This is a genomic window from Bacillus cereus group sp. Bce019 (assembly GCF_051781745.1).
Classification (GTDB): Bacteria; Bacillota; Bacilli; order Bacillales; family Bacillaceae_G; genus Bacillus_A; species Bacillus_A cereus.
This window is the reverse complement of sequence record NZ_JBPWJX010000001.1, coordinates 20094-44502: the sequence shown is the minus strand read 5'-3', so window position 1 is coordinate 44502 and position 24409 is coordinate 20094. Positions and strand designations below refer to the sequence as shown.

Below are 24409 nucleotides of genomic sequence, written 5' to 3'. Positions count from 1 at the left end.
CATTTATATGTATAAGTTCTAACTAAAATGTAAGATTCCATTTCTGAATATTGGCACTTTTTTATTAGGGGGAGTATCAATGAAAAAAACTACATCTACACTATTAAGTATGGCGCTTGTCTTTTCTAGTTTTGGAGCTTTAAGCACTCATGCTGAATCACTACAAAAGGAGAAGCAATTTAGTCCACAATTAAAAACAACGATTGAACAGTGGGGAGAACATAAAATTGCTCAAAATGTTGAAACGAAAACAACAAAAGAAATATCAGTAATTGTAGAATTGCAACATGCACCTCTCGCTGCTCAAAGTAATATTCAGCATGCTCCAGATTTACAAAATAGTAATGCGCAGTCTTATCATGCTGAGCTAAAAAAAGCACAAGAAGATACGACTAAGAAAATAAAAGAAAAAGCACCTGGTGCAAAAATTAAAGAAGTGTATAATACGTTATTTTCCGGATTCTCTATTTCAGTTCCTGGAGATCAAATTACCTCTCTTGCCTCTTTACCTGAAGTAAAAGCAGTCTATCCGAACTTAACATATAAATTGCATGAAACATCAAAAAGTACTACTAACGAAGAAGCACCAAATATCGGTGGACCGACAATTGGTGCACCTGAAGCGTGGAATTTAAAAGATCCATCTGGCAAACCGCTTGATGGAAAAGGCATGAAAGTAGCCATTATCGACTCTGGCGTAGACTATACACACCCTGACTTAAAGGCAAATTATATCGGTGGATATGACACGGTTGATGAAGATAGCGATCCAATGGATGGTAACGTACATGGTACTCATGTAGCTGGAATTATTGCGGGTAATGGAAAAATTAAAGGCGTTGCTCCAAACGCTTCTATTCTAGCCTATCGTGTAATGAATGACGGTGGAACTGGTACAACAGATGATATTATCCAAGGGATTGAGCGAGCGATTCAAGATGGTGCAGATGTGTTAAACCTCTCCCTTGGGCAGGATTTAAATGTACCTGATCAGCCTGTAACATTAACGTTAGAACGAGCAGCGAAACTTGGTGTTACTACTGTCGTTTCAAATGGAAATGACGGACCAAAACCTTGGTCTGTTGATGCTCCCGGTAACGCAAGTAGTGTCATTTCTGTTGGAGCATCTACGGTTTCTATCCCGTTTCCAACATTCCAAGTAGCTGGTTCCAGCAAAACATATCAAGGGTTACCGTTATCAAAATCCGATTTTCCAATAGGAAATGATTCCCCTCTTGTATACGTTGGTTATGGCAATCCAAGTGATTATGCAAAACAAGATGTGAAAGGGAAATTCGCACTTATTTTACAAGGTACTTCTAGTACATTAGTAAAAGCAGAACAAGCGAAGCAAGCTGGGGCACTTGGTGTGTTATTAATCTCTAGCGAAAAAGAAATTAATATGATGCCGGAATATTTTTCACGTGAACATCTAGCTGTCCCAGTAATGCAATTATCAAATACAAATGGGGAAGAATTAAAAACTTTAATTACAAAACGAAAGAAAAATATAAAAATTGGACAACCAAAGCAAACAGAACTTATCGGTAACTTTAGTTCAAGAGGACCATCACAAGGAAGTTGGCTAATAAAGCCTGATGTTGTTGCACCTGGAGTACAAATTACTAGTACAGTACCGCGAGGCGGCTATGAATCGCATAACGGAACAAGTATGGCTGCTCCGCAAGTAGCTGGAGCGGTTGCCCTCTTGCGTCAAATGCATCCTGATTGGACGACAGAACAATTGAAAGCGGCTCTTGCTAACAATGCAAAAACATTACATGATGTCAATGAAAATACATACCCTGTTATGGCACAAGGATCAGGTTTAATTAACATTCCGAAAGCAGCTCAAACAAATGTATTAGTAAAACCTAACAATGTCAGCTTTGGTCTTATTAAGCCAAATAGCGGAAAAGTAAAACTGACGCAAAATGTTACATTACAAAACCTTTCTAGTAAAAAGAAAAGTTTTTCAACTCGTGTGGAGTTACTAGATGCAAACACAAACACAAAAGTAAAAGCTTCTGTCCCTTCATCGATTAGCATTCAACCAAATAGTAGTACCGAAAAACCATTTACTATCACTGTAGATAGCTCACTACCACAAGGTGTGTATACTGGAAATGTATATGTAAAAGAACAAGGGGCAAAAGAAGAAATTCGAATTCCATTCACATTTAGTATCGATCCTAAAGATTATAAACGTATCGATGGACTTGAAATTATTAATTCTACTTTTAGCCCAAATGGCGACCACGTACTAGATGATAATCTCATCAACTACTATTTAGTTGCGCCTGTGGATGATGTAACATTGCATGCAAATTTAGTTACGAAAGAACGTGTAACGTATCAAGGGATTATCCATCAAGCTAAAAATGCAACTCCTGGATACAAACCTTTCAAATGGAATGGTACAAAAACCGATGGAACTCCTTTAGCTGACGGGCTATATCAAATCGAAGCAGTTGCTTCTAATTCTGGCGGAGAAACAAAACAAACAGCTGCTGTATTTCTTGATCGAACTGCACCTAAGTTAACATACGAAGTTGACCAAGAAAATCTCGTAATTAGAGGAAAAGTTGATGATATTCTACTAGATTGGATGTCAGAATCTGGTTGGATAGCACCTGGTATTCCAGTGAGAATGCAATATGAAATTAACGGAAATGGTGTATGGGACCAAGCATTCCTGAACCCTTGGGAGAAAAGCTATGACATTTATTTCGATCGTACTCAATTACAAGAAGGAAAAAATACTATTCACATTGTAGCAACTGATGCAGCTGGCAATACCTCTAATTTAACTGTTAATTTAGAAGTGAAATAAAGTGAAACTTTAATCAGTGGAGATTTCGTTCATCCCCACTGATTATTAGCCTTCACCAATCGGGAGTTACGGGCAGTTAATCTCCCCTCTCACTTCTTTACTCCAACCGAATTTTGAGGTAGGAATTTTACTGCTCATTAACACGGGATAAAAAATTTTTGTTGACAATTTTTTTAATATAGTTTTATAATACAAAACATAGTTTAGTTGAACGAATTATATATCGGCTTTGAAGGAATACTAGTAGCGACTTATATCACTGTCTCAGAGAACTGATGGTTGGTGCGAATCAGTACATATACAAGCGTGAATTACAATTCTGGAGCTTCTTTCCCGTAATGCTTTTTATGCATGAAGAGAAAGACGGATCTTTCCGTTATCGTAAAGTGAGTGGTAAACAATTAGTTGTTTACAAATAGGGTGGTACCGCGATTTTTATCGTCCCTATCGGATTTTCCGATAGGGACTTTTTTGCGTCCATCCTCTTACACAATTTCATATATACGCGTTGAAAGAATCGCAGTAGTATCTTATATCCCTGTTACAGAGAGCTAATGGTCGGTGGAAATTAGCACATATATAAGTATGAATTACAATTCTGGAGCTTCTTTTTCGTAGTGCTTTTATGCATGAAGGAAAAGACGGAATTTTTCCGTTATCATTAATTGAGATGTAAGTATATTTTCACTTACAAATAGGGTGGTACCGCGATTCTTTCGCCCCTATCGGAAAGTCCGATAGGGGCTTTTTCTATTTCTCACAGAAACAGATGTTAAATAATTCCGAATCTTATGATAAAATTTTATAAGCGCTTACAAAAATGAAAGGAGGTGATACAAGCTATACGAAATCGATATTCAATTTTATTGAAAAAAAGGAGGATGTCTAAATGACAAAGAAAACAGAAATTCCATCACATTTAAAACCATTCGTATCCACACAACATTATGATCAATACACACCGGTGAATCACGCTGTGTGGCGTTATATTATGAGACAAAATCATAGCTTCTTAAAAGACGTTGCTCATCCAGCCTATGTGAACGGACTACAATCATCTGGTATTAATATAGATTCAATTCCAAAAGTAGAAGAAATGAATGAGTGTTTGGCACCAAGTGGCTGGGGTGCTGTAACGATTGACGGACTTATTCCCGGCGTAGCATTCTTCGATTTCCAAGGACACGGATTACTACCGATCGCAACAGATATTCGGAAAGTAGAAAATATCGAGTACACACCAGCGCCAGATATCGTACACGAAGCCGCAGGACACGCACCGATTTTACTTGATCCTACATATGCAAAATATGTGAAACGTTTTGGGCAAATTGGTGCAAAAGCTTTCTCTACAAAAGAAGAACATGATGCATTTGAAGCTGTTCGTACATTAACGATAGTAAAAGAAAGCCCTACTTCTACTCCTGATGAAGTTAAGGCTGCTGAAAATGCTGTAATTGAAAAACAAAACTTAGTTTCTGGTTTATCAGAAGCTGAACAAATTTCACGTCTTTTCTGGTGGACAGTAGAATATGGATTGATCGGAAATATAGATGATCCAAAGATATATGGTGCTGGTCTCCTTTCTTCTGTTGGCGAAAGCAAACATTGCTTAACAGACGCTGTAGAAAAGGTTCCATTTTCTATCGAAGCATGTATAGGGACAACTTATGACGTAACAAAAATGCAACCACAACTATTTGTTTGTGAATCCTTTGAAGAATTAACAGATGCGCTTGAAACATTTTCTAAAACAATGGCCTTTAAAACAGGTGGAAAAGAAGGTTTAGAAAAAGCAATTCGCTCTGAGAACTATGCCACAGCTGAGCTAAATAGTGGATTACAAATTACAGGTACATTTAGCGAGACAATTGAAAACGATGCAGGTGAATTAATTTACATGCGAACAAATTCGCCAACGGCATTAGCACTTCATAATAAACAGTTAGCAAATCATTCTACTTCTGTACACAGTGACGGATTTGGAACACCAATTGGATTACTCACTGAAAATATTGCATTAGAAAATTGTACAGACGAACAACTACAATCATTAGGAATTACAATTGGAACTATCGCTGAGTTTACTTTTGCAAGTGGTATTCATGTAAAAGGAACAGTAACAGATATTGTAAAAAACGATAAGAAAATTGCTCTTATTTCCTTTATCAATTGCACAGTTACTTATAATGCCCGCGTTTTATTTGATGCTTCATGGGGCGCATTTGATATGGCTGTTGGCTCACAAATCACTTCAGTATTCCCAGGTGCCGCAGATGCAGCAGCATTTTTCCCAATGGATGAAGAAGTTCAAGAAATTCCTGCTCCACTTGTACTGAATGAACTTGAACGTATGTATCAAACAGTTCGAGATATTCGAAGTGAGGGGATTTTACACGAAGCGCATATCGATCAATTAGTAGCAATTCAAGAAGTATTAAATAAATTTTATGCGAAAGAATGGTTGCTGCGCCTTGAAGTATTAGAGTTACTTTTAGAGCATAACAAAGGGCATGAAACATCTGCAGCATTACTACATCAACTTTCTACTTTCACAACTGACGAAGCTGTAACACGCCTTATTAACAATGGTCTTGCGTTACTTCCAGTAAAGGATGTGAAAAATGATGCTAAGATTAACTGAAGAAGAAGTTCACGAGGAATTATTGAAGGTAGATAAATGGATGGTAAAAGATGAGAAATGGATTGAACGAAAATATATGTTTTCCGACTACTTAAAAGGAGTCGAATTTGTCTCTGAAGCCGCCAAACTATCAGAAGAACATAATCACCATCCATTTATCCTTATCCAGTATAAAGCAGTTATTATTACTTTGTCATCTTGGAATGCAAAAGGTTTAACGAAACTAGATTTTGAGCTTGCAAAACAATTTGATGAACTATTTTTACAAAACGAAAACGCAATTATAAGAAAATAAAAGGAGAAGCCTTTTTAGGCTTCTCCTTTTATTTTGAAATGGATACAATGTCCAAATGGATCCTCGACTTGTAATATTCCATCTTTGTACGTAGCAATCTTGCCAATATTTTTTAAGCTTTCACATACTTGCTCTTTTTGTTTTTCATTCGCTAGTACAACTGTGAAATATTTCAAACCAACAGAACCTGGCATTTGCGGTGGTACCCCTTCACCTTGCCATGTATTTAAACCGATATGGTGATGATAACCACCTGCAGATACGAACAATGCTCCATTACGAGATGGAATCGTTACTTCAAAACCAAGACCATCAACATAGAAACGTTTCGCTTCCTCTAAATCAGCTACATGAAAATGAATATGCCCCATCACAGTACCAGCTGGAAAGCCATTCCATGTACTTCCTTGCTGTAATAATTCTTCACCTGCTAACGGGTTACTAACAAATGGGAGTTCTCCATTCTCATCACGCCAAACTTCTTTTTGTCGATCATGATAAATTTCAATCCCGTTTCCATCTGGATCAGCTAAATAAAGAGCTTCACTAAAGTAATGATCGGCTCCGCCATGTAGTGGATATACCATCTCTACAAGATGACGAAGAACATTCGCTAAATCCTGTCTACTTGGTAATAAAATTGCGTAATGATATAACCCTGTTCTTCCTCTTTGCTTCGGAAAAGCTTCTTTCTTTTCTTCAATGATAAGAAGTGGTTCATCATTTTCATTCCCAAATGTAACGACTGCTTCTTCTTCTCTTAGCACCTTCATACTTAGTACTTCCGTATAAAACTCTAGTGATTTCTTTACATTAGATACGTATAAATGAACAACATCAAGTGTTGTATCGGGATGAAGTTGAAAACTCATCTTGTTAGCCCCCCATTTAAATTAGTTCTTCTTTGACATTTTTTCTTTTAAGAAATTATCTACAAAACCATCAGCTTTTGCAACAAATAAATATGCACCCATTGCTAATAATGCAAGTTCTAATTCGAAACCAGGATTTTTTCCATCTCCCAATAAACCAGCTGACCATTTCACTTTTACGATTGCTCCAACCATAACAAGCGCAAATAATAATCCAATATATCTTACACCTAAACCTAGAATTAATAATAGGCCTCCAACTAATTCAAATGTTGCTACACCGTATGCAAGTCCTCCTGGTAAACCAATGCTTGTAAACCACCCTGCAATATTGTCAATTCCTGATTGGAATTTTGTTAAACCGTGCATGAAGAATGTTACCCCTAACACAATACGAATAATTAAGTTACCAATATGTTGATTCATTTCTTTCTCTCCTTTATAGTTTTCTTATACAAAACTTTTATTCACATTACAAAACATACACTAATTTTTTTTATTCGTCAATTCATTTTCACTGGGAAAAAATATATTTTTTTTGCTATGATACAAATAGTTGTTTACAAAAAGGAGCTTGATTTTATGAATATTGGTTCTGCAATACGTGAAATTCGTCAACGTAGGGGCATAACAATCGCACAAATTTGTGAGGGAACAGGTCTTTCTAAAGGATTTATGAGTCAGGTTGAAAATAATAAAACATCACCATCTATCTCAACTTTAGAAACGATCTCTAATTTTTTAAACGTTCCCCTTCCCTATTTATTGTTAGAGCAAAAAGATCGATTAAAAATTGTCAAAAAAGAAGAACGGAAATACAGTGTATACGGCAAAGATGAGCAAAGAATTGAACATGTTGCGGAGCAAGGGGGCCTTCGCCTATCTTTAGTAGAAATCCCTACTGGATTCCCGAAAGAAAATTCACCAAATGCCCATGAAGGGGAAGAATGTCACCTTGTATTACGCGGAAAATTAGAAGTTCAGCACGGTGAAGATATTGCAATTGTAGAAGAAGGTGATTCTTTCTCATGGAATGCATGCGTTCCTCATATTGTTCGTAATATAGGAGAAGAAACTGCATTATTACTCATCTCTAGTTATGCAGAAAATCGAAAACGTGTTTACTAAATAATAAAAAAGAAGCCTGTTAAACAGGCTTCTTTTTATCCCCTTATAATTCCATAACTTGTCCCAACTAGTACAGTCTTTTCATGCTGATTGCGATAAACTGACTCGATTGAAACTTTTTTATAGCCTTCCATTTGCTCAACATTTGTTAAAGTTAGTTCACAAGTGATCGTATCTCCTGTGAAAACTGGTCTAATAAACTCACTTACTAATTCTCTTGCTATGTAATGTAACTCTTCTCCCACTTTCGTCCCAATGCTAGCAGTCAATAAACCATGAACCATTAATCTTCCATTTTCATCGTATTCCACATGGTGTCTACCTTTATCACCGGTAATATTTGCAAATTCAAAAACTTCTTCCTCAGTAAATCTTCTTTCATATTTAAATACATCCCCAGCTTTTACACTCATTTTTATCCCCCTAATAATAAACAGAATTTTCTTTTATTTTATCATAAAACGGGCCTCAATCCATTCTCTATTATCAAAAGTTTCAAAATTACCTCGCTATACTTTTTTACTTTCCATTCATTTATCGGTGACCATCTCTTTTTGCGACTTGATATCCATAATACGCACATGTTCCATTTCTCGATAGCTCTCTAACTTCAAATCCACAGCTTCTATAAAAATCAAAATTGTTCGCTGATGTATGCGCAAACCAATCACCGTGGGGAAGTTTTTGCAGGCAAAGAGCTACAAGCTTCTTACCTAATCCCTTCCCTCTATATTCACACTTCACAACTAAATTTACTATGTTCGCAATCATAATTCCATCAGAAATGACTCTAACCATCGCAATCATCTCTTCCTCATCCCAAATTGTGAAAGCCCATGTTGAATTTTCGAATGCTATCGTAAATTTTTCAATTTGCCAAGAAGGGATATTATCATTACTCCAACCGGCATCTTCAAATAAAGCTTTAATTGCATATGCTGGTACACTACTCGTTCCCTCACGAATAATAAGTCCATTATGATAAATGTACATGTAACCCCTCCCTTTATTTTCATATACCATTCTTCAAAAAATGCAATTTACCTTTAAAAAAGTAATTTTTTCATCCAACACGCTTAATAGAATAAACTAGAGCATCAATTCCATGAAATGACGTTGTTTTCTCGTAGCTGAGCCCAGTTTTTCTAGCAACAAATATTGAGGCAGGATGATTCGGATTAATAAGAGAAATTAATTTATTCATTCGTAATGCTTGGAAACCATAGTCACGAAATGCTGCCGCCGCTTCTTTTGCATACCCTTTTCCCCAATACTGAGGAAGTAACCAATAACCAATTTCAATTTCCTCTTTTCCATCTATTTTCTGCTTTACCAGCCCTGCATGACCAATTCTTGTTCCCGTTTCCTTTTCAATCAATACAAATAAACCGAGACCGTTTTTATAGCTAGGAATCACCCATTCCTCCAGACTTTTTTTACACTGCATATATGTTTTTAATGTCCCATTTCCAATATAACGCATTACCTTCTCGTTCCCCCATAGTGAAGCGTAGAACTGTAAATCATCCATTGTATATTTGCGAATTTGTAAACGTTCTGTATGAAACATGCTGGCACTCCTTTCCACTAATTTATTCTTCATTTCACGATCATGTTTTGTATGTATACGGTATGTTACTATTTATTATAAAGTGAAACTTTAATCAGTGGGGAATTTTGTTCACCCCACTGATTATTAGCCTTTACCAATCCGACGTTTACGGGCAGTGGATCTCCCGTCTAACTTCTTTTCTTTAACTGAATTTTTAGGCGAGAGTCTTACTGCCTGGAAAATAGCGGGATAAATGAACCAACGATAAAATTCAGAATATTCATTCTAAATAACTAAAAAAAGCAGTAGACAACTATTGTCCACTGCATCCATATCATAACTAGCATAAAGAAAACTACAATTGAGGGGGGTGTAGGATTTTCAAATATACTAGATACTTATCCCGTTCTAACGGGCGGTAAACTTTCCAATTGTTTCAAGTGAAAAGTTTACCGCACATAAGAACTTCCTTCGTTCATTAAGATAGTATTGCTAAATAATCATATACACACTTAGATTTCTCTCCACCCATTCGTGCATGTTGAAGAAGAGAAATACCATGAGGGCCAGATGCACGCAATGCTTCTGGTTGAGCTACTAAAATAGCTTGTACAACTTCTAATTCACCAAGCATAGCTGCTGCAAAAATATCCATCCGAGCACCCTTTTCTAGTAAATAAAGAGCAATATCTTTACGACCTACATGTGCCGATGCGCCTAACGCACTTTCCCAATCTGATCCACCCCAATTATAAGAGGCGTGAAGTAAGCTTGGTGATTCAACCAATAGCTCTTGTACTTTCTCTAAATCCCCGTGAGCTGCCATAACAAATTCTCTTACTAATTCCGTGGTAATACGCTCTTCTGTTTGCATCGCTCTTCTCCCCTTTTAGAAATTCGTTTCGGTGTAAAAAAAGGCTTGTCACTTCCTTGAAAAATATCTACATCTATGCCAAATACATGTTGAAACATTTCATGGCATAGTACTTCTTCTGGTATACCATCATACTGAATCTTTCCTCGCTTTAATACAAGTAAACGATCGCTATATTGAGCAGCTTGGTTAATGTCATGTAAAACCATTATAATTGTCATTCCAAACTCCTCATTTAATCGTTTCACAAGTTCCATTACTTCCAACTGGTGAACGATATCTAAAAAGGTTGTTGGTTCATCCAATAATAAGACATTTGTACGTTGCGCTAACGTCATCGCAATCCAAGCACGTTGCCGTTCCCCTCCTGATAAAGAATGTAAAAGACGATATTCATACCCTTCAAGATTTGTAACAGACAATGCCCAATCAACAATTTCTTCATCTTCTTTATTTAAGCGGCTACTCCATGATTTATGTGGACCTCTTCCGAACTCAATTAGTTCTTTCACTGTTAAATCTAATTGATGATCATGCATTTGTGGTAACATTGCTAATTGCTTCGCTACATCAGCACTCTTCATCATATGAATATTTTTCCCATCTAAAATGATGTCCCCTTCGCTTTGTTTCAGTAGCCTTGCTATTAAACGAAGCAAAGTAGATTTTCCCGATCCATTCGGACCAACTAAACTAACGATTTCTCCAGCCTTAATATGTACATTCATATTTTGCATTTGAAATCTTTCAGAGTGTGCGTAAAACACTTTGTTAACGGAAATCACTTTGTTTTCCTCCTCTATGAATTAAATATAAGAAGAACGGACCACCTAAGAAGGACAGTAAAATACCAACAGGCAATTCGATTGGGTCAAACCAACTTCGAGCTATTGCATCCGCAAAAACAAGTAATACCCCGCCGCCAAGGCATGATAAAGGTAGCAAATATCTATAATCATTTCCAACTAATAAACGTAGCATATGTGGTACGACAAGACCGACAAATCCAATAAGACCAGACACACTTACTGCAATTCCAGCTAATAATGTACTTACTACGATTAAATAAAACCGACTTTTTTCCACATTATGTCCTAATAACTTTGCCATTTCATCTCCAAGCATTAACACTCGAATATGCTTAATACCAAAGAAAGCTAATATAATGGCGAATATTGCATAATAAATAATCATGTTTAAATGTGCCCAACTTACACCACCAATACCGCCCGCTAACCACGGTAACACCGATTGTACTTTGTCACTATGTAATAACATTAATGCTGACGTTGCTGCACCAATTAATGCATTGATCGACACCCCTACTAAGACGATTCTTGAAGGTGGTGCCCCTTTTTGCCATGATAAAGCATAAATAACCATCGCTGTTATGAAAGCTCCTAAAAACGCCCCTAGTGGTAAAAAAGCTAGATGCTGTGGGAATAAAATCATGATGACAATTGCTACAAGGCCTGCTCCAGATGAAACTCCGATAATACCAGGATCTGCAAGAGGGTTTCTCATAACCCCTTGTAGCAGTGTACCAGATGCAGCTAAACATGTTCCTACTATAAACCCAATAAGCACTCTCGGTATGCGAAGATCCCATACAATTCGATGAACTGTCGAACCTTCCTCTTGTATACCTGTTAAAATATCTCGTATAGAAAAGGATAAACTTCCTGCGAAAAGACCGTACAAGAGACCTAGGATTGTTAATATAACTAAAGTAACTGCTATTATCCATCTTTTTTTCGCAAAAGGATGTTCCTTTTCTCTTACTACTTCACTACTTTCCATACGTATCATTTCCTTACATCTTGTATACTTTTATACATAAAGTCCATTGCTTCTGTAACTTTTGTACCAGGATTAGATCCAAATAAATCAGGTGGCAAAATAACTACGCGGTTTTGTTTTACTGCCTCTAAATTTTTCCACGCTTCATTTTTCATCATTTCGCCTTCGAATGCTTTTTTCACACTTTTTGGATCTCCGTGTGTAATTAAATAAATCACATCTGGATTCGCCTCAATAATACGTTCTACACTTAGCTGTGCATATTGCGGATATTCTTTCGTTTCTGGAAAATCAGAAGCAATATTTTTTCCGCCTGTTTTTTCTAAAATATCACCTGATAAAGATGTTGGTAATGCCGCTAAATAAGTACCTGGTGCGCCATACACTAGCAATGCTTTCACATCGCTCTTTTTCTCATATTTCTTCATTTGATCATTCATTTTTTGATTAATTTCTTTTGCTTTATCTTCTTTCTTCATTACCGTTCCATATAATTCAATATTCTTTTGAATATCTTGTACAGAATTCGCAGAAGAAATGATAACTTGCGTTCCTTGTCCTTCAACCGTTGGCACATTCTTTTGGAATCCATTGTTAGCAACAAGTACATCGGGCTTTAAACTAGCAATTTGCTCAAAATTCGGTTGATGTGCATTCCCAATTACTTGTGCTTTCTTTAACTCCTCTGGAAGAGTTAATTTCGTATCCGGGCGACCTACTATTTTTCCACCTAAAGCATGAATAATATCCATGTCCCCCAGACTTAATGTTGCAAAACTTTCTGGCACTTTATCGAATGTTACCTTTCTTCCTGATAGGTCGGTAATTTCGATTTTCTCTTTTCCTTTTTCTGTTTTGGTTGCAGACGCTTTTTCGTCCCCTTTGGCACTGCAACCTATTAACAAGAAAAAAATAGATAAAATCGCTGTAAATAGCGTAATAGATTTTTTCATTCCTTCACCTCTAATTGATAATGATAATCATTAACTACTATTCTACTTTAATTGATAAGGATTATCATTGTCAACACGAAACGCATACATTTTTCTACAAAAAACAAAAAGCGTGACAAAAAGATTTTTTCTTTTCGCCACGCTCTAGTTAACAATATTATTCACATTCATTTTCCTCTAGCTGGTCACGCATCACTTTCACACGCTGAAAGAAAAAGAACGATAAACTTAAAAATATAACGACGCTCCCCATCATAACAAAAAATTGGATTGTCTCTTTTGCTCCATTCGGAATCAACAAACCAACCATTAACAATGTACTTACAGCGAGAAGAATTTGTCCGAACCGAGTATAGTCTTCTATTTTTCCTTTTAATTCTTTCATTATATTCTCACTCCTCCATTTCACTGTATCATATTCTATGAAACTGAAAGACCAGTAAATACAGCCATTCTGGGAGATGTTTTCCAATAAAAAAAGAGCCGCTTTACTGCGGCTCTTTTTTAATCATTATTCACCTTTATATGCTTCCATATAAATTTCTTTCAGTTCTGAAATAAGCGGCAACTTTGGATTAGCAGTTGTACATTGATCTTCAAAAGCTCTTTCTGCTAATACTCCAACAACCTCTTCAAATTGCTCTTTATCTACTCCTTGTCCTGCAATACTCATGTTAATATTTAAGCTTTTTCCAAGCTCAATAATTGCTTTGACGAGTGATTCCACCCCTTCTGCTACCGAGCTTGCTGGAAGCCCGAGCATTCTCGCTATATGTGCATATCTTTCATCTGCCACAAAGTGCTCATATTTTGGGAACAATGCGTGTTTTCTTGGCTTAATAGCATTATAACGGACTACGTGCGGCATTAGAATGGCATTTGCGCGTCCGTGCGGAATATGGAATTCTGGTCCAATCTTATGTGCTAAGCTGTGATTAATACCGAGGAAAGCATTTGCAAATGCCATACCTGCAATTGCAGAAGCGTTATGCATTTTTTCTCTTGCTTCTTCATCATTTCCATCTTTATATGCTCTCGGTAAATATTTGAATACGAGATCAATAGCTTTTAATGCTAATCCATCTGTATAGTCATTTGCCATAACAGACACATACGCCTCAATTGCATGTGTTAAAACATCCATACCAGTATCTGCTGTTACATGTGGTGGTACTGTCATTACAAATTGCGGATCAACAATTGCTACATCTGGTGTTAATTCATAATCTGCGAGCGGATACTTTATATTATTTTTCTTATCTGTAATAACCGCAAATGGTGTCACTTCTGATCCCGTTCCTGATGTCGTTGGAATCGCAACAAACTGCGCCTTATTTCCTAATTCCGGATATTTACATGTACGTTTTCTTATATCTAAAAACTTCTGTTTAATACCATAGAATGTCGTTTCTGGATGCTCATAGAATAACCACATTCCTTTTGCTGCATCCATAGCTGAACCACCACCAAGTGCGATAATTACATCTGGCTTAAAGCTTCTCATCATTTCCGCACCTTTAAAAACAGTTTCATCTGATGGATCTCGTTCGACCTCAAAGAAAACTTCAACTTTCACATCATTTGCATGCTTGTTTAAATAGTGCGCGACTGTATCGACATAGCCATGTTCAACCATTCCAGGGTCCGTTACAATAAATGCACGTGAAATGTTAGGCATATTTGCTAAATAAGCTGTAGCATGTTTTTCAAAATAAATTTTTGGTGGCAATTTGAACCACTGCATATTCTTTTTTCTATTTGCCAGCCTTTTTATATTTAATAAATGAGTGGCTGTTACATTTTGGGAAACTGAATTCTTTCCGTATGAACCACAACCAAGTGTAAGTGATGGAATAAATCCATTATATATATCCCCTATTCCACCTTGTGATGAAGGTGCATTTACAATGAGACGGCAAGCTTTCATACGTAACCCAAATTGCTTTTGCACATCTTTATTTGTAGAATGGATAACTGCTGAATGTCCTAAACCGCCGAGGTTCAACATTTCTTCGCAATATGTAAATCCTTCTTCTAATGAATTCGCCTTCACACAAGCTAATACTGGACTCAGTTTCTCACGAGATAACGGATATGCTGCTCCGATACCTTGAATTTCAGCTACAAGCATTTTTGTATGTTCAGGAACAGTAATCCCAACTAAATCGGCAATATACTGTGCTGATTTCCCTACAATATCACTATTTACTGCACATGTATTTTCATTTATAACAAGCTTTTCTAATTTTTTTCTTTCTTCTTCTGTTACAAAATAACAATTGTTTTCAATCATTTCTGTTTTAACATCATCATAGATTTCTTTATCGACAATGATTGCTTGTTCCGATGCACAAATCATACCATTATCAAATGTTTTCGATAAAATTAAATCATTAACAGCTCGTTTTACATGTGCTGATTTTTCTATATAACACGGTACATTACCAGGACCAACGCCTAACGCTGGTTTTCCAGTAGAGTAAGCTGATTTAACCATACCAGCGCCTCCAGTTGCTAGAACAAGTGCTACACCATCATGATTCATTAATTGTTTCGTCGCTTCAACAGACGGTCTTTCAATCCATTGAATACAGTGTTTTGGTGCACCAGCTTTCATCGCTGCATCATATACTGTTTTCGCCGCTGCCACAGAACATTTTTGTGCGGAAGGATGAAATGCGAAAATAATTGGATTTCTTGTTTTTATCGCAATTAACGCTTTAAACATTGTTGTCGACGTTGGATTCGTTACTGGCGTTACCCCAGCTACCACACCGACAGGTTCCGCGATTTCTATTATTTCTTCATGAGAATCTTCGTGAATAATTCCTACCGTTTTATCTTGCTTTATACTATGCCAAATATATTCAGTGGCAAAAATATTTTTAATGCATTTGTCTTCATATACACCACGGCCAGTTTCTTCAACTGCCAATTTTGCTAGCGGCATATGTTGATCAACACCTGCTAATGCCATTTCATGAACAATGTTGTCAATTTCCTCTTGTGTAAAACTTTCTAATGCTTGTAAAGCTTGTTGACCATTATTTACTAGCGTATCAATCATCTTTTTTACTTCCTGCATTTCATTTACAACTTTCTCTTTGACTACCATGTAAATTTCCTCCTATTCTACTATAACGGTCCTTATATGTCCCTATAGGTCAAAATAAGTCCCTATTAACATAAAAAAATAGAGATGCTTTCCTACATGAATTTAATTATTTGTGAAATGTTTCACAAGTTTGTTCGTGAGTAACATTTCCTGAATTCAATATACATGAAATCATTTCGTTTGTGTATGTCTATTTTGTGAAATATTTCACAAAATGATGTAATAAAAAAACACACTGCTAATATAGAGCAGTGCATTTTTTTATTATGCCAACGCTTGTGCTAAATCTTCAATTAAATCTTCACCATCTTCAATACCGACAGAAATACGAATTAATGTATCTGTAATTCCTAATTCTTTGCGGCGATCAGCTGGGATTGATGCATGTGTCATTTGAGATGGAATAGAAATTAAACTTTCTACTGCTCCTAAACTTTCAGCAAGTGTAAAGTACTGCAATTTCTCAAGTACTTTATTTAATGTCTCTTCACTATCTACATCAAATGAGATAATAGCACCAAATCCATTTGCTTGTTCTGTTGCTAATTCGTGGTTTTGATGTGATTCAAGACCTGGGTAATATACTTTATTTACTTTTGGATGATTATTTAAGAACTCAGCAATAGCGCGTGAATTCGTTTCATGTTCTTCCATACGAATTCCTAACGTTTTTAAACCACGAAGTAGTAAGAAGCTATCTTGTGGCCCAAGAATACCGCCTGTTGAGTTTTGTACAAAGTGAAGATCCTCTGCTAGTTGTGAGCTATTTACAACTACTAGACCTGCAACTACGTCACTATGACCTCCTAAATATTTCGTTGCGCTATGAAGCACAATATCTGCTCCTAAAGAAATCGGCGACTGCCAATATGGCGTCATGAATGTGTTATCAATAATTGTTAATAAGTCTTTCTCTTTAGCAAGAGTAGATATTTTCTTAATATCAGTAATTTTTAGTAGTGGGTTCGTTGGTGTTTCTACATAAATTGCTTTCGTATTTGGACGAATCGCTTCTTCAACTTCCTCTAAGTTTGTTGTATCTACAAATGTATGCTCAATACCGAAACGGTTTAATACTTTCGTAATAACGCGGTATGTTCCGCCATACACATCATCTGTTAAAATAACGTGGTCACCTTTTGAGAACAACATAATTGTCGCTGTAATAGCAGCCATTCCTGAACCAAATGCAAATCCAGCATGCCCATTTTCTAATACAGCAATCATTTCTTCTAAAGCTGCACGTGTTGGGTTACCTGTACGTGAATATTCATATCCTTGATGCTTACCAACTGCTTCTTGTTTGTACGTACTTGTTTGATAAATCGGTACGTTTACAGATCCAGTTGAAGGTTCTCCTATGCGAATACCATGAATTAACTTTGTCTTTGCTCTCATTTTTTATTCCCATCCTTTGTATATGTCTTTACTTAAATAGCGCTCACTGCTATCTGGAAAAATGGTTACAATATTTGTACCTGGTGCTGCCTTCTCTGCCTCAAGTAAGCTCGCATGAAATGCTGCTCCTGAAGAGCTTCCAACGAGAAGTCCTTCTTTTTGCGCTAATTCTTTCACTCGTAAAAATGCATTTCGATCAGAAATCGTATGAATTTCATCAAAATAAGATGTCTTCAAAAATGGGGGGATAAATTCCAGTCCAATTCCTTCGGTCTCATGTGAACCAGCCTTACCACCATTTAAAATAGATCCTTCTGGCTCTACGATAACTGTTTTAATATCTATATTTTTTTCTTTCAAGTAAGATGCAGTCCCCATAAACGTACCGCCAGTTCCTGCTCCAGCAACAAATATGTTAATCTCTCCATTCAATGCGTCCCACAGTTCAGGTCCTAATGTTTTAAAATATGCACGAGGATTTGCCTCATTTGCGAACTGACTTGGAGAGTATGAATTCGGTATTTCATTTACTAACTCTTTTGCTTTAGCAATTGCACCGGTCATTCCTTGCTCAGTCGGTGTATGCACGACAGTTGCACCTAGTGCTTTCATTAATTCTTGTTTTTCAATACTAAATTTCTCTGGTACACAAACAATAACACGTAAATCATGTTCTAATGCTGCAAGTGCCAGTCCAATACCAGTATTCCCAGCAGTCGGTTCAATAATTGTTCCACCCTGGGTAACAAGCCCTTTTTCTAGCGCATCTTCGATTAATTCTCTTCCTAAACGATCCTTAACGCTTCCGCCTGGATTATAAAATTCAAGCTTTGCAAATAAACGGACCCCTGTTGGAAGTGAAAAACGAGTAATTTCTACAATTGGTGTATGACCAATTAACTCATGAACTCCACGATATACATTCATCGTGTTCTCCCCCTTGTTTGCCAATAAAGAAAAGGCAACTGTATGTATTTTCTTTATATGAGACAGTTGCCTTTTTGTTACATTACTTTAACTCTTCTAACACTTTTACGATAAAGTTTGTAGAATGAAGAGCTGCTTGATCTAAAAACTGATCAAATGAAACATTTGATTCTTTACCAGCAATATCAGAAAGTGCGCGAATGATAACAAACGGAATTTCATATTGGTGGCATACTTGTGCAACAGCTGCTGCTTCCATTTCTACCGCATAAAGATTTTCAAATTTATCACGAATTGCTGCAACACGGTTCGGATCACTCATAAATGAATCACCTGTTGCAATCATACCTTTTACAACTTGAATATTTTCTTCAGCCTGCATACATTTCTCAGCTAATGCAACTAACGCCTCATCAGCTTTAAATCCAGGCGGCATTCCTGGTACTTGACCATATTCATAGTTAAATGCTGTTACATCTACGTCATGGTGACGAACTTCAGTGGAAATAACTACATCACCAACGTTTAGAGAATGATGGAATCCACCAGCTGAGCCAGTATTAATTACTTTTTCAGGCTTATATTTTTCTAATAAAATTGTCGTTGACATCGCTGCGTTTACTTTACCAATACCAGACTTTAACAAGATTACTTCATGCCCTGCTAATAGCCCTTTCGTAAATTCACAACCTGCAACCGTTTCTGTCTCTGCTTGTTCTAATTTGTCACGTAAAATACGTACTTCTTCTTCCATTGCTCCAATTACAGCAATTCTCAATCTAATCCCTCTTTCTATTGCTTAGTTGCCTCCATTACCCAAACGAAATGATTTAATCTCGTGAACGTTACATGGAAGCCATTGTTTTCAAAAATAGTCTGCATAACTGGAATACGTGTATAGTATTCCGTTTGCAAATCGTTTGCTAACTGGTGGAAACCTCTTTCTTTTGCTGTTTCAACAGTTTTATCATATGCATCTTGATCTGCAAATATCGTATCAGCAAACACTATTTTACCACCTTTGTTTAGCAATTGACTATACTTCGCAATCGCTACATTTTTTTCATCATCTGTTAAATGATGAAATGCATAGGTGCTTACAATGGTATCAATTGAATTTGGAACTTCAAACGAAAGAAAATCACCCCCTGTAATTGAAAATTCTTTTGGCAATTTCTCTTTTGCAATCATGCGCATTTCACGCGACGGTTCTATACCGTAAACTGTGCGGCCAGCAAGTAATAATTTATTTGTTAAATTACCTGTACCGACACCAAATTCTAATACATTACCAAATGACTTGTTAACTACATCCTCTAGAATGTCCTCATAATGAGCGAAAACTTCTTTATATTGTATATCTTCGCCTTGTACAAATGAGTCGTACGTATGAGCCCACTCATCAAATAAACCATTAAATTCTGTACCCATAAAAATTCCCCTTTTTCTTATCGGTTTTATCAGTATGATATTCCCTCTTTCTAAAAATGTCAATTGAAATGTACATGGTATTTCCTTCTTTTCTTTGTTACACTATAGTTGATTACATAGGAGAGGGGCCGTCTTCATGTCATTTACCTTTGAAATGTTAGAAGATAAAGTAGAGTTTTTTGAAGCGGGAGACTTAGCTTCTTTAGAACGAAAAATTAGTGAACAAATTGATAATAATAAAGCACTTATGCTTGAAGTTCATCACATCTCTCATCAAATGGTTATGGATCCTGAAAGCAAAAGACCGTATTATAGCGCGGTTGTTCATTTTAAATTAAAGAAATTGCGTTAACAAAAAAGAGAAGCTCCTAAGGAGCTTCTCTTTTTTAGTTTAGAGTTTGAACAAGTACTGGTTTCCAGCCCTCATTGTCTACCCAATCAATATTTACATAATATCTTTTCCCACTTTGCTTATCTTGAACATCACCATAAGCTTTGCTCTTTCCAGTTTTGTCTCTTCCAACAAAATGGAATACTAATTGCTCTTTCGGTATCTCAACACCTGCAGCAATTGCACTTTGCATCTCATTCCAATCTGATGACCCTTGTTTAAACGTCATCGCCGGTGATGAACCTTGTTCTGTTCCTACAGCTTTCCAAGAAGGTTTTGTGTAAGCCTCTTTTGCCTTAGATACAGTTTTTTCAGCTGATACTTTCTCGTTAGCTTTCGCTTCTTCTTCAGCTTTTTTCTGTTCTTCTTCAGCCTTTAGCTTCTCTTCTTCAGCTTTTTTCTTAGCTTCTGCTTGCTCTTTTTCTTTTTCTTTTTTCTTAGCAGATTCTTTATCTTCTGATTTTCCAGCTTTCTCATTCTTTGTTGTTTGTTGAGAGACTTTCTTATCAGTAGAAGATGCTTGCTCTTTCGTACTAGGAACGAACAATTGATATGCTACAATAGCTACTAATAGTAATACAATAGCGATTGCAATATTTAAAACACCGTTTTGACGACGTTTTTGTTGTTTCTGTTGGAATCTTGATCCTCCTGCCATTCTCCAAACCTCCATGCAGTTTTTCCTACTTGCTATTGTAACATTAAATCTAGAAAGGTTGAACATTTACAATGATATTTTCATGAAATGAAGACATTTCACTATAAATTGCAAGATTACTTTTCATTCTCCAATTGATAGATTGCTCCCACCATATCTTTAAAAGTAGGTGTAACTTTATTCACTTTGCTATCAGTCTCTAGATCAACAACAACTAAAGCATATCTTGGATTCTCATACGGAAAATAACCTGCAAACCAGCGATTCACCCTCGTCCCTTTCCCCGTTTGCGCTGTCCCGGATTTTCCAGCGACACTTAGTGGCAACGAACGGAATGCCGTTCCTGTTCCTTTCTCCCTTGTTACAACGCCTCTTAATAACTCTTGTAATGTTTTCACTGTTTCATACGAAAGCTGTTTTCCATTTAACGTATGGCTCTCAAATGTAAAAAAATCCGCTCCATTTTTATATACTATTTTTTCAACAGCTTTCACTTCCATCTTTTCTCCATTCCTCGCAATCGTCGCCATCATATTTGCAATTGCTAGAGGTGATATACGTACATCTTTCTGTCCAATCGCTGTTTGTTCTACCGCTTTTTTATTACTTTTATTTTCTTCATTCCCCCAAATAGTAGTGCCTTTCTCTTCTGGCATTTGCTCAAAATGAGGTGTATGAAATACAGAACCTTTCCATCCAACCTTTTCATTTGCTCCTAGAGCTGCTACGTATGTTTCTAACACCGTCCTATCCTTTTGTAATAGCTCGTTACCTAACTCGGAAAATGTCCTGTTACAGCTCCTAGCAAAGCTCTCTTTAAAGTTAAGTGTACCCATCCTAACTTGCGGGTCGTTTTCACCATATAAATCTTTATTACAGTTAAATGTCCGATTAAACAAATTTACTTTTTGATCAATGACTGCAGCTGCAACTACTGTTTTAAAAACAGAGCCTGGAAAATGTGGCGTTAACATTTGATTTTCAAGTGTAGTTTTATATAGCTTCTCATCCCTTACTTGTAAAGACGGCTTACTAACCATCGCTAATATTTCATTTGTCTTTACATCAAGTAATACTAATCCCCCCTTCTTTATTTCGTTTGCTTCAATCACTTCTTCTGCTTTTTGCTGCAACTCTTTATGTAAAGTAGTTTGAATCCTAACTGGATAAAATGGATTTCCTGGTGAAGTGTATTTCGCTTGCTTTCCGAAAATTGGTTCTCCTTGCCGATCTACTTGATATAATACTTTTGCCTCTCCATCAGTCAATAGAAATTCATCAAATGATTGCTGTAATCCTGAAATACCTATCGGCGTTTGTTTTGAAATTTTTTTCAATTCTCCATATCGCTTTTGAAATTCCCTTTCGTTCTCCCCTACATCACCAATTAAATGACTTATCTCTCCAGTTTGTTTTAATCGCACTTCAGCTGCTACAATACCTAATACATGTAATTCATTTACCTTCTCCATCTGCTCTCGTGTCACTCGAAATGGAGCAGTTTCTCCTTGTAGTGTAAATGCATTTTTGTTATTTTTCATTTGTCTTCTAATCTCTTGTCTCGACACACCAATGATATGCGCGATTTTCTCTAACATGTCATTTTTTATTTGTAAAAATGGAAAAATAATTAAAACAGGATATTTTTCCTCACCTATTTCTTTACCATTACGATCTATAAACTGCCCACGTCCATCGTCTACTGTAATGGATTGTGTGCGTTGCGTAACACTTTTTTCTATTAAATTTATTTTGCGATCAGTAAATGATTCTGTATCTATAATTTGAATTTGGATTAAACGACAAAGCAATAAAAACATAACGCTCATAAAACAAATTAAAACAATTGTAATTCTCCGTTTTATTTTCATAAAAAAAACACCTCGTCTATTGTAGTTTAGACGAGGTACTATTTTATTTATACAAGCTCCAAAATAAAAATACATATTATATAAAGCTATTATTGTTTTTTTGGCTTCTCTAAAAATTTCGTAAGAAGCGATTTAAATTCAGTTTCATTCACTCCAGTGTTTTTAGCAACTTCAATTACAGTAGTTGTTACATTAGCCGCTACCTTTAAATAGTCCTTACTGAAATTATCCATTTCATTTCTTTTTTCTTTTGCATTCTCAACTGTTACAGAATCAATACAAGTAATCATCTTATCTACAATATGTAAATAATTATTTTGTGCATCTATTATTTTTTGAACGTCATCTTTATTACTTACTTTCGATTGTTTTAAATATGTATATGCTTGATTCACTTCATCTTTTAAAATTTTATCATTATTTTTCGCCTGTTCTTGTAACATATTCTTCATATCATCTATTGTTTTTTGATCCATCGAATCTCGCAATAAATAATCTGGATTCCCAATCGCATAATCGTACTTAATCGTTACATCTTGAAATATTTTCATCACAATAGCTAATTGATACGCTACATCAAAATCATTGAATTCCTTTTTATCTTGTGGATTTGCTAAGGCTTTTGAACTCTCAGTTGCTTTAATATCCTGTTTTTCTTCTTGCTTCACTTTTTCTCCCTTTGATGATGTAGCTTCCTCTTTCGTTCCGCAGGCAGCAAGTCCTAATATAGAGATACTACAAACCAATCCTGTAAAGATTTTATGTTTCATAATTAGCCCCTTTTCCCTTTTGAAACCTATATTCTCCAATTATGATATCAAAGTTTAAAATGTTTTTTTGACATTTTTTGTCGAATCATTCTAAGGTTTACACAATTTTTTCTATTCTACAGATAAAGTGAAACTTTAATTAGCCCTCACCAAGCGGGCGTTTACGAGCAGTCCGACGCCCACCTAACTTCTTTACTTCCGCTGAAGTTTGAGATAGTGGTCTTACTGCCTGGCAAATAGCGGGATAAAAAAAAAGATTCTCCCGATAGGAGAATCTTTTTTTTTATTTTACAGAGACAATCTCTACTTGCATTTCTCCGCCTGGTGTTTGGATTGTTACTTTCTCACCAATTTGCTTACCTAATAAGCTTTTTGCGATTGGAGAATCGTTAGAAATTCTTCCTTCAAATGGGTCAGCTTCCGCGCTACCTACGATTGTGTACGCTTCTTCATCTCCATTTGGTAATTCTTTAAATGTTACTGTTTTACCTAATGTAACAACAGTAGATACTTCGCCATTATCTTTAATGATAACTGCGTTACGAATCATATTTTCTAATTGTGTAATACGTCCTTCTACGAACGCTTGCTCATCTTTCGCTGCATCGTACTCAGAGTTCTCAGAAAGGTCTCCGAAGCTACGTGCGATTTTAATACGTTCTACTACTTCTTTACGTCTTACTGTTTTTAATTGCTCAAGTTCGTTCTCTAGTTTTTGCTTACCCTCTTGCGTCATAGGATATGTTTTTTCTGTTGACATATTTTCCACTCCTTTTATATACCAATCCCCCGAAAAAAAGAGGAGTTCCATATGAAAACTCCTCCGCTTCCATTGTTAGCGGAGGTTTCTAGTACCCTTGCACTAGCGGAGTTGTCACATACAACCCCGTATTTCCA

General features: G+C 36.2%; 24 protein-coding genes and 2 other annotated features. Of the genes, 5 read left to right on the top strand and 19 right to left on the bottom strand.

All coding sequences use genetic code 11. The annotated features are described in order from the left end of the window. Positions 1-79 precede the first annotated feature (79 nt). From ACS2QP_RS00225 to ACS2QP_RS00215, 3 genes are all read left to right on the top strand, one after another. On the top strand, positions 80-2833 hold the full coding sequence (locus ACS2QP_RS00225) for a S8 family peptidase (protein WP_000754183.1): 2754 nt from the start codon (positions 80-82) through the stop codon (positions 2831-2833). 220 nt (positions 2834-3053) lie between these two features. Further along, positions 3054-3282: a binding site (T-box leader), on the top strand. A gap of 50 nt (positions 3283-3332) precedes the next feature. Beyond that, positions 3333-3560, top strand: a binding site (T-box leader). A gap of 162 nt (positions 3561-3722) precedes the next feature. Then, positions 3723-5477: an aromatic amino acid hydroxylase gene (locus ACS2QP_RS00220; RefSeq protein WP_119683946.1), complete on the top strand. Its 1755-nt coding sequence runs from the start codon at positions 3723-3725 to the stop codon at positions 5475-5477. Continuing rightward, complete coding sequence (locus ACS2QP_RS00215; RefSeq protein ID WP_000979538.1) at positions 5458-5772, top strand: 4a-hydroxytetrahydrobiopterin dehydratase; 315 nt, start codon at positions 5458-5460, stop codon at positions 5770-5772. Before ACS2QP_RS00220 ends, ACS2QP_RS00215 begins: the two co-directional genes overlap by 20 nt. A 14-nt stretch (positions 5773-5786) precedes the next feature. Here ACS2QP_RS00215 and ACS2QP_RS00210 read toward each other — a convergent pair whose 3' ends face one another. Continuing rightward, positions 5787-6644 carry a VOC family protein gene (locus ACS2QP_RS00210; protein ID WP_000009849.1) on the bottom strand — a complete coding sequence of 286 codons (858 nt, stop codon included), beginning with the start codon at positions 6642-6644 and terminating at the stop codon, positions 5787-5789. Positions 6645-6665: 21 nt separating this feature from the next. Further along, positions 6666-7070 (bottom strand): DoxX family protein, encoded by a 405-nt coding sequence (locus ACS2QP_RS00205; RefSeq protein WP_001071553.1) that lies wholly within the window; start codon positions 7068-7070, stop codon positions 6666-6668. Positions 7071-7226: 156 nt separating this feature from the next. Here ACS2QP_RS00205 and ACS2QP_RS00200 point away from each other — a divergent pair, with 156 nt between their 5' ends. Beyond that, on the top strand, positions 7227-7772 hold the full coding sequence (locus ACS2QP_RS00200) for a helix-turn-helix domain-containing protein (protein WP_001020693.1): 546 nt from the start codon (positions 7227-7229) through the stop codon (positions 7770-7772). A gap of 35 nt (positions 7773-7807) precedes the next feature. Here ACS2QP_RS00200 and ACS2QP_RS00195 read toward each other — a convergent pair whose 3' ends face one another. The 13 genes from ACS2QP_RS00195 to ACS2QP_RS00135 all read right to left on the bottom strand — a co-directional run bounded on the left by ACS2QP_RS00195 (position 7808) and on the right by ACS2QP_RS00135 (position 19822). After that, complete coding sequence (locus ACS2QP_RS00195; RefSeq protein ID WP_000111564.1) at positions 7808-8185, bottom strand: MaoC/PaaZ C-terminal domain-containing protein; 378 nt, start codon at positions 8183-8185, stop codon at positions 7808-7810. Between the two features lie 121 nt (positions 8186-8306). Beyond that, positions 8307-8765 carry a GNAT family N-acetyltransferase gene (locus ACS2QP_RS00190; protein ID WP_000276126.1) on the bottom strand — a complete coding sequence of 153 codons (459 nt, stop codon included), beginning with the start codon at positions 8763-8765 and terminating at the stop codon, positions 8307-8309. A 70-nt stretch (positions 8766-8835) separates the two neighbouring features. Next, on the bottom strand, positions 8836-9375 hold the full coding sequence (locus ACS2QP_RS00185; protein WP_004408018.1) for a GNAT family N-acetyltransferase: 540 nt from the start codon (positions 9373-9375) through the stop codon (positions 8836-8838). A 427-nt stretch (positions 9376-9802) separates the two neighbouring features. Next, on the bottom strand, positions 9803-10198 hold the full coding sequence (locus ACS2QP_RS00180; protein ID WP_438882077.1) for an ankyrin repeat domain-containing protein: 396 nt from the start codon (positions 10196-10198) through the stop codon (positions 9803-9805). After that, positions 10165-10983, bottom strand: a complete 819-nt coding sequence (locus tag ACS2QP_RS00175) for an ABC transporter ATP-binding protein (RefSeq protein WP_326263138.1) — start codon at positions 10981-10983, stop codon at positions 10165-10167. Before ACS2QP_RS00175 ends, ACS2QP_RS00180 begins: the two co-directional genes overlap by 34 nt. After that, positions 10970-11998: a FecCD family ABC transporter permease gene (locus tag ACS2QP_RS00170; RefSeq protein ID WP_002041831.1), complete on the bottom strand. Its 1029-nt coding sequence runs from the start codon at positions 11996-11998 to the stop codon at positions 10970-10972. The genes ACS2QP_RS00175 and ACS2QP_RS00170 overlap by 14 nt, the downstream gene beginning before the upstream one ends. Positions 11999-12003: 5 nt before the next feature. Next, positions 12004-12951 carry an ABC transporter substrate-binding protein gene (locus ACS2QP_RS00165; protein ID WP_438882076.1) on the bottom strand — a complete coding sequence of 316 codons (948 nt, stop codon included), beginning with the start codon at positions 12949-12951 and terminating at the stop codon, positions 12004-12006. A 157-nt stretch (positions 12952-13108) separates the two neighbouring features. Next, a complete protein-coding gene (locus ACS2QP_RS00160) occupies positions 13109-13336 on the bottom strand; it encodes a YrhC family protein (RefSeq protein WP_098584550.1) in 228 nt (75 codons plus the stop codon). A 126-nt stretch (positions 13337-13462) separates the two neighbouring features. Next, a complete protein-coding gene (gene adhE, locus ACS2QP_RS00155) occupies positions 13463-16066 on the bottom strand; it encodes a bifunctional acetaldehyde-CoA/alcohol dehydrogenase (protein WP_326263135.1) in 2604 nt (867 codons plus the stop codon). A gap of 264 nt (positions 16067-16330) precedes the next feature. Further along, positions 16331-17464 (bottom strand): bifunctional cystathionine gamma-lyase/homocysteine desulfhydrase, encoded by a 1134-nt coding sequence (locus ACS2QP_RS00150; RefSeq protein WP_058840266.1) that lies wholly within the window; start codon positions 17462-17464, stop codon positions 16331-16333. A gap of 3 nt (positions 17465-17467) precedes the next feature. Beyond that, a complete protein-coding gene (locus ACS2QP_RS00145; RefSeq protein ID WP_001103883.1) occupies positions 17468-18391 on the bottom strand; it encodes an O-acetylserine dependent cystathionine beta-synthase in 924 nt (307 codons plus the stop codon). 82 nt (positions 18392-18473) lie between these two features. Then, positions 18474-19169 carry a 5'-methylthioadenosine/S-adenosylhomocysteine nucleosidase gene (mtnN, locus tag ACS2QP_RS00140; protein WP_001217024.1) on the bottom strand — a complete coding sequence of 232 codons (696 nt, stop codon included), beginning with the start codon at positions 19167-19169 and terminating at the stop codon, positions 18474-18476. 14 nt (positions 19170-19183) lie between these two features. Continuing rightward, positions 19184-19822, bottom strand: a complete 639-nt coding sequence (locus tag ACS2QP_RS00135) for a class I SAM-dependent DNA methyltransferase (RefSeq protein WP_153580698.1) — start codon at positions 19820-19822, stop codon at positions 19184-19186. 136 nt (positions 19823-19958) lie between these two features. Between ACS2QP_RS00135 and ACS2QP_RS00130 the strand changes: the two genes are divergently transcribed. Further along, positions 19959-20174, top strand: coding sequence for a YrzA family protein (locus ACS2QP_RS00130; protein WP_000010984.1), 216 nt, complete (start codon positions 19959-19961; stop codon positions 20172-20174). Between the two features lie 34 nt (positions 20175-20208). Here the strand turns inward: ACS2QP_RS00130 and ACS2QP_RS00125 are convergent, their stop codons facing one another. The 4 genes from ACS2QP_RS00125 to greA all read right to left on the bottom strand — a co-directional run bounded on the left by ACS2QP_RS00125 (position 20209) and on the right by greA (position 24272). Continuing rightward, positions 20209-20871: a YrrS family protein gene (locus ACS2QP_RS00125; RefSeq protein WP_326263134.1), complete on the bottom strand. Its 663-nt coding sequence runs from the start codon at positions 20869-20871 to the stop codon at positions 20209-20211. 116 nt (positions 20872-20987) lie between these two features. Next, the gene (locus ACS2QP_RS00120; RefSeq protein WP_326263133.1) at positions 20988-22742 is read right to left on the bottom strand and encodes a penicillin-binding transpeptidase domain-containing protein; all 1755 of its coding nucleotides are present in this window, start codon (positions 22740-22742) and stop codon (positions 20988-20990) included. A gap of 89 nt (positions 22743-22831) precedes the next feature. Then, entirely contained in the window at positions 22832-23512 is a 681-nt protein-coding gene (locus tag ACS2QP_RS00115) for a hypothetical protein (protein ID WP_438882075.1), read from the bottom strand. A 283-nt stretch (positions 23513-23795) separates the two neighbouring features. After that, a complete protein-coding gene (greA, locus tag ACS2QP_RS00110; RefSeq protein WP_014894880.1) occupies positions 23796-24272 on the bottom strand; it encodes a transcription elongation factor GreA in 477 nt (158 codons plus the stop codon). Positions 24273-24409: the final 137 nt, after the last annotated feature.

Excerpts from the sequence above, each read along its gene's own strand:
- ACS2QP_RS00225 (WP_000754183.1), top strand. The coding sequence starts at position 80 with ATGAAAAAAACTACATCTACACTATTAAGTATGGCGCTTGTCTTTTCT.
- ACS2QP_RS00220 (WP_119683946.1), top strand. The coding sequence starts at position 3,723 with ATGACAAAGAAAACAGAAATTCCATCACATTTAAAACCATTCGTATCC.
- ACS2QP_RS00210 (WP_000009849.1), bottom strand. The coding sequence starts at position 6,644 with ATGAGTTTTCAACTTCATCCCGATACAACACTTGATGTTGTTCATTTA.
- ACS2QP_RS00125 (WP_326263134.1), bottom strand. The coding sequence starts at position 20,871 with ATGGCAGGAGGATCAAGATTCCAACAGAAACAACAAAAACGTCGTCAA.
- ACS2QP_RS00145 (WP_001103883.1), bottom strand. The coding sequence starts at position 18,391 with ATGAATGTATATCGTGGAGTTCATGAGTTAATTGGTCATACACCAATT.
- ACS2QP_RS00185 (WP_004408018.1), bottom strand. The coding sequence starts at position 9,375 with ATGAAGAATAAATTAGTGGAAAGGAGTGCCAGCATGTTTCATACAGAA.
- ACS2QP_RS00115 (WP_438882075.1), bottom strand. The coding sequence starts at position 23,512 with ATGAAACATAAAATCTTTACAGGATTGGTTTGTAGTATCTCTATATTA.
- ACS2QP_RS00195 (WP_000111564.1), bottom strand. The coding sequence starts at position 8,185 with ATGAGTGTAAAAGCTGGGGATGTATTTAAATATGAAAGAAGATTTACT.
- ACS2QP_RS00190 (WP_000276126.1), bottom strand. The coding sequence starts at position 8,765 with ATGTACATTTATCATAATGGACTTATTATTCGTGAGGGAACGAGTAGT.
- ACS2QP_RS00130 (WP_000010984.1), top strand. The coding sequence starts at position 19,959 with ATGTCATTTACCTTTGAAATGTTAGAAGATAAAGTAGAGTTTTTTGAA.
- ACS2QP_RS00120 (WP_326263133.1), bottom strand. The coding sequence starts at position 22,742 with ATGAAAATAAAACGGAGAATTACAATTGTTTTAATTTGTTTTATGAGC.
- ACS2QP_RS00180 (WP_438882077.1), bottom strand. The coding sequence starts at position 10,198 with ATGCAAACAGAAGAGCGTATTACCACGGAATTAGTAAGAGAATTTGTT.
- ACS2QP_RS00170 (WP_002041831.1), bottom strand. The coding sequence starts at position 11,998 with ATGGAAAGTAGTGAAGTAGTAAGAGAAAAGGAACATCCTTTTGCGAAA.
- adhE (WP_326263135.1), bottom strand. The coding sequence starts at position 16,066 with ATGGTAGTCAAAGAGAAAGTTGTAAATGAAATGCAGGAAGTAAAAAAG.
- ACS2QP_RS00160 (WP_098584550.1), bottom strand. The coding sequence starts at position 13,336 with ATGAAAGAATTAAAAGGAAAAATAGAAGACTATACTCGGTTCGGACAA.
- ACS2QP_RS00215 (WP_000979538.1), top strand. The coding sequence starts at position 5,458 with ATGATGCTAAGATTAACTGAAGAAGAAGTTCACGAGGAATTATTGAAG.
- ACS2QP_RS00200 (WP_001020693.1), top strand. The coding sequence starts at position 7,227 with ATGAATATTGGTTCTGCAATACGTGAAATTCGTCAACGTAGGGGCATA.
- greA (WP_014894880.1), bottom strand. The coding sequence starts at position 24,272 with ATGTCAACAGAAAAAACATATCCTATGACGCAAGAGGGTAAGCAAAAA.
- ACS2QP_RS00150 (WP_058840266.1), bottom strand. The coding sequence starts at position 17,464 with ATGAGAGCAAAGACAAAGTTAATTCATGGTATTCGCATAGGAGAACCT.
- ACS2QP_RS00165 (WP_438882076.1), bottom strand. The coding sequence starts at position 12,951 with ATGAAAAAATCTATTACGCTATTTACAGCGATTTTATCTATTTTTTTC.
- ACS2QP_RS00135 (WP_153580698.1), bottom strand. The coding sequence starts at position 19,822 with ATGGGTACAGAATTTAATGGTTTATTTGATGAGTGGGCTCATACGTAC.
- ACS2QP_RS00205 (WP_001071553.1), bottom strand. The coding sequence starts at position 7,070 with ATGAATCAACATATTGGTAACTTAATTATTCGTATTGTGTTAGGGGTA.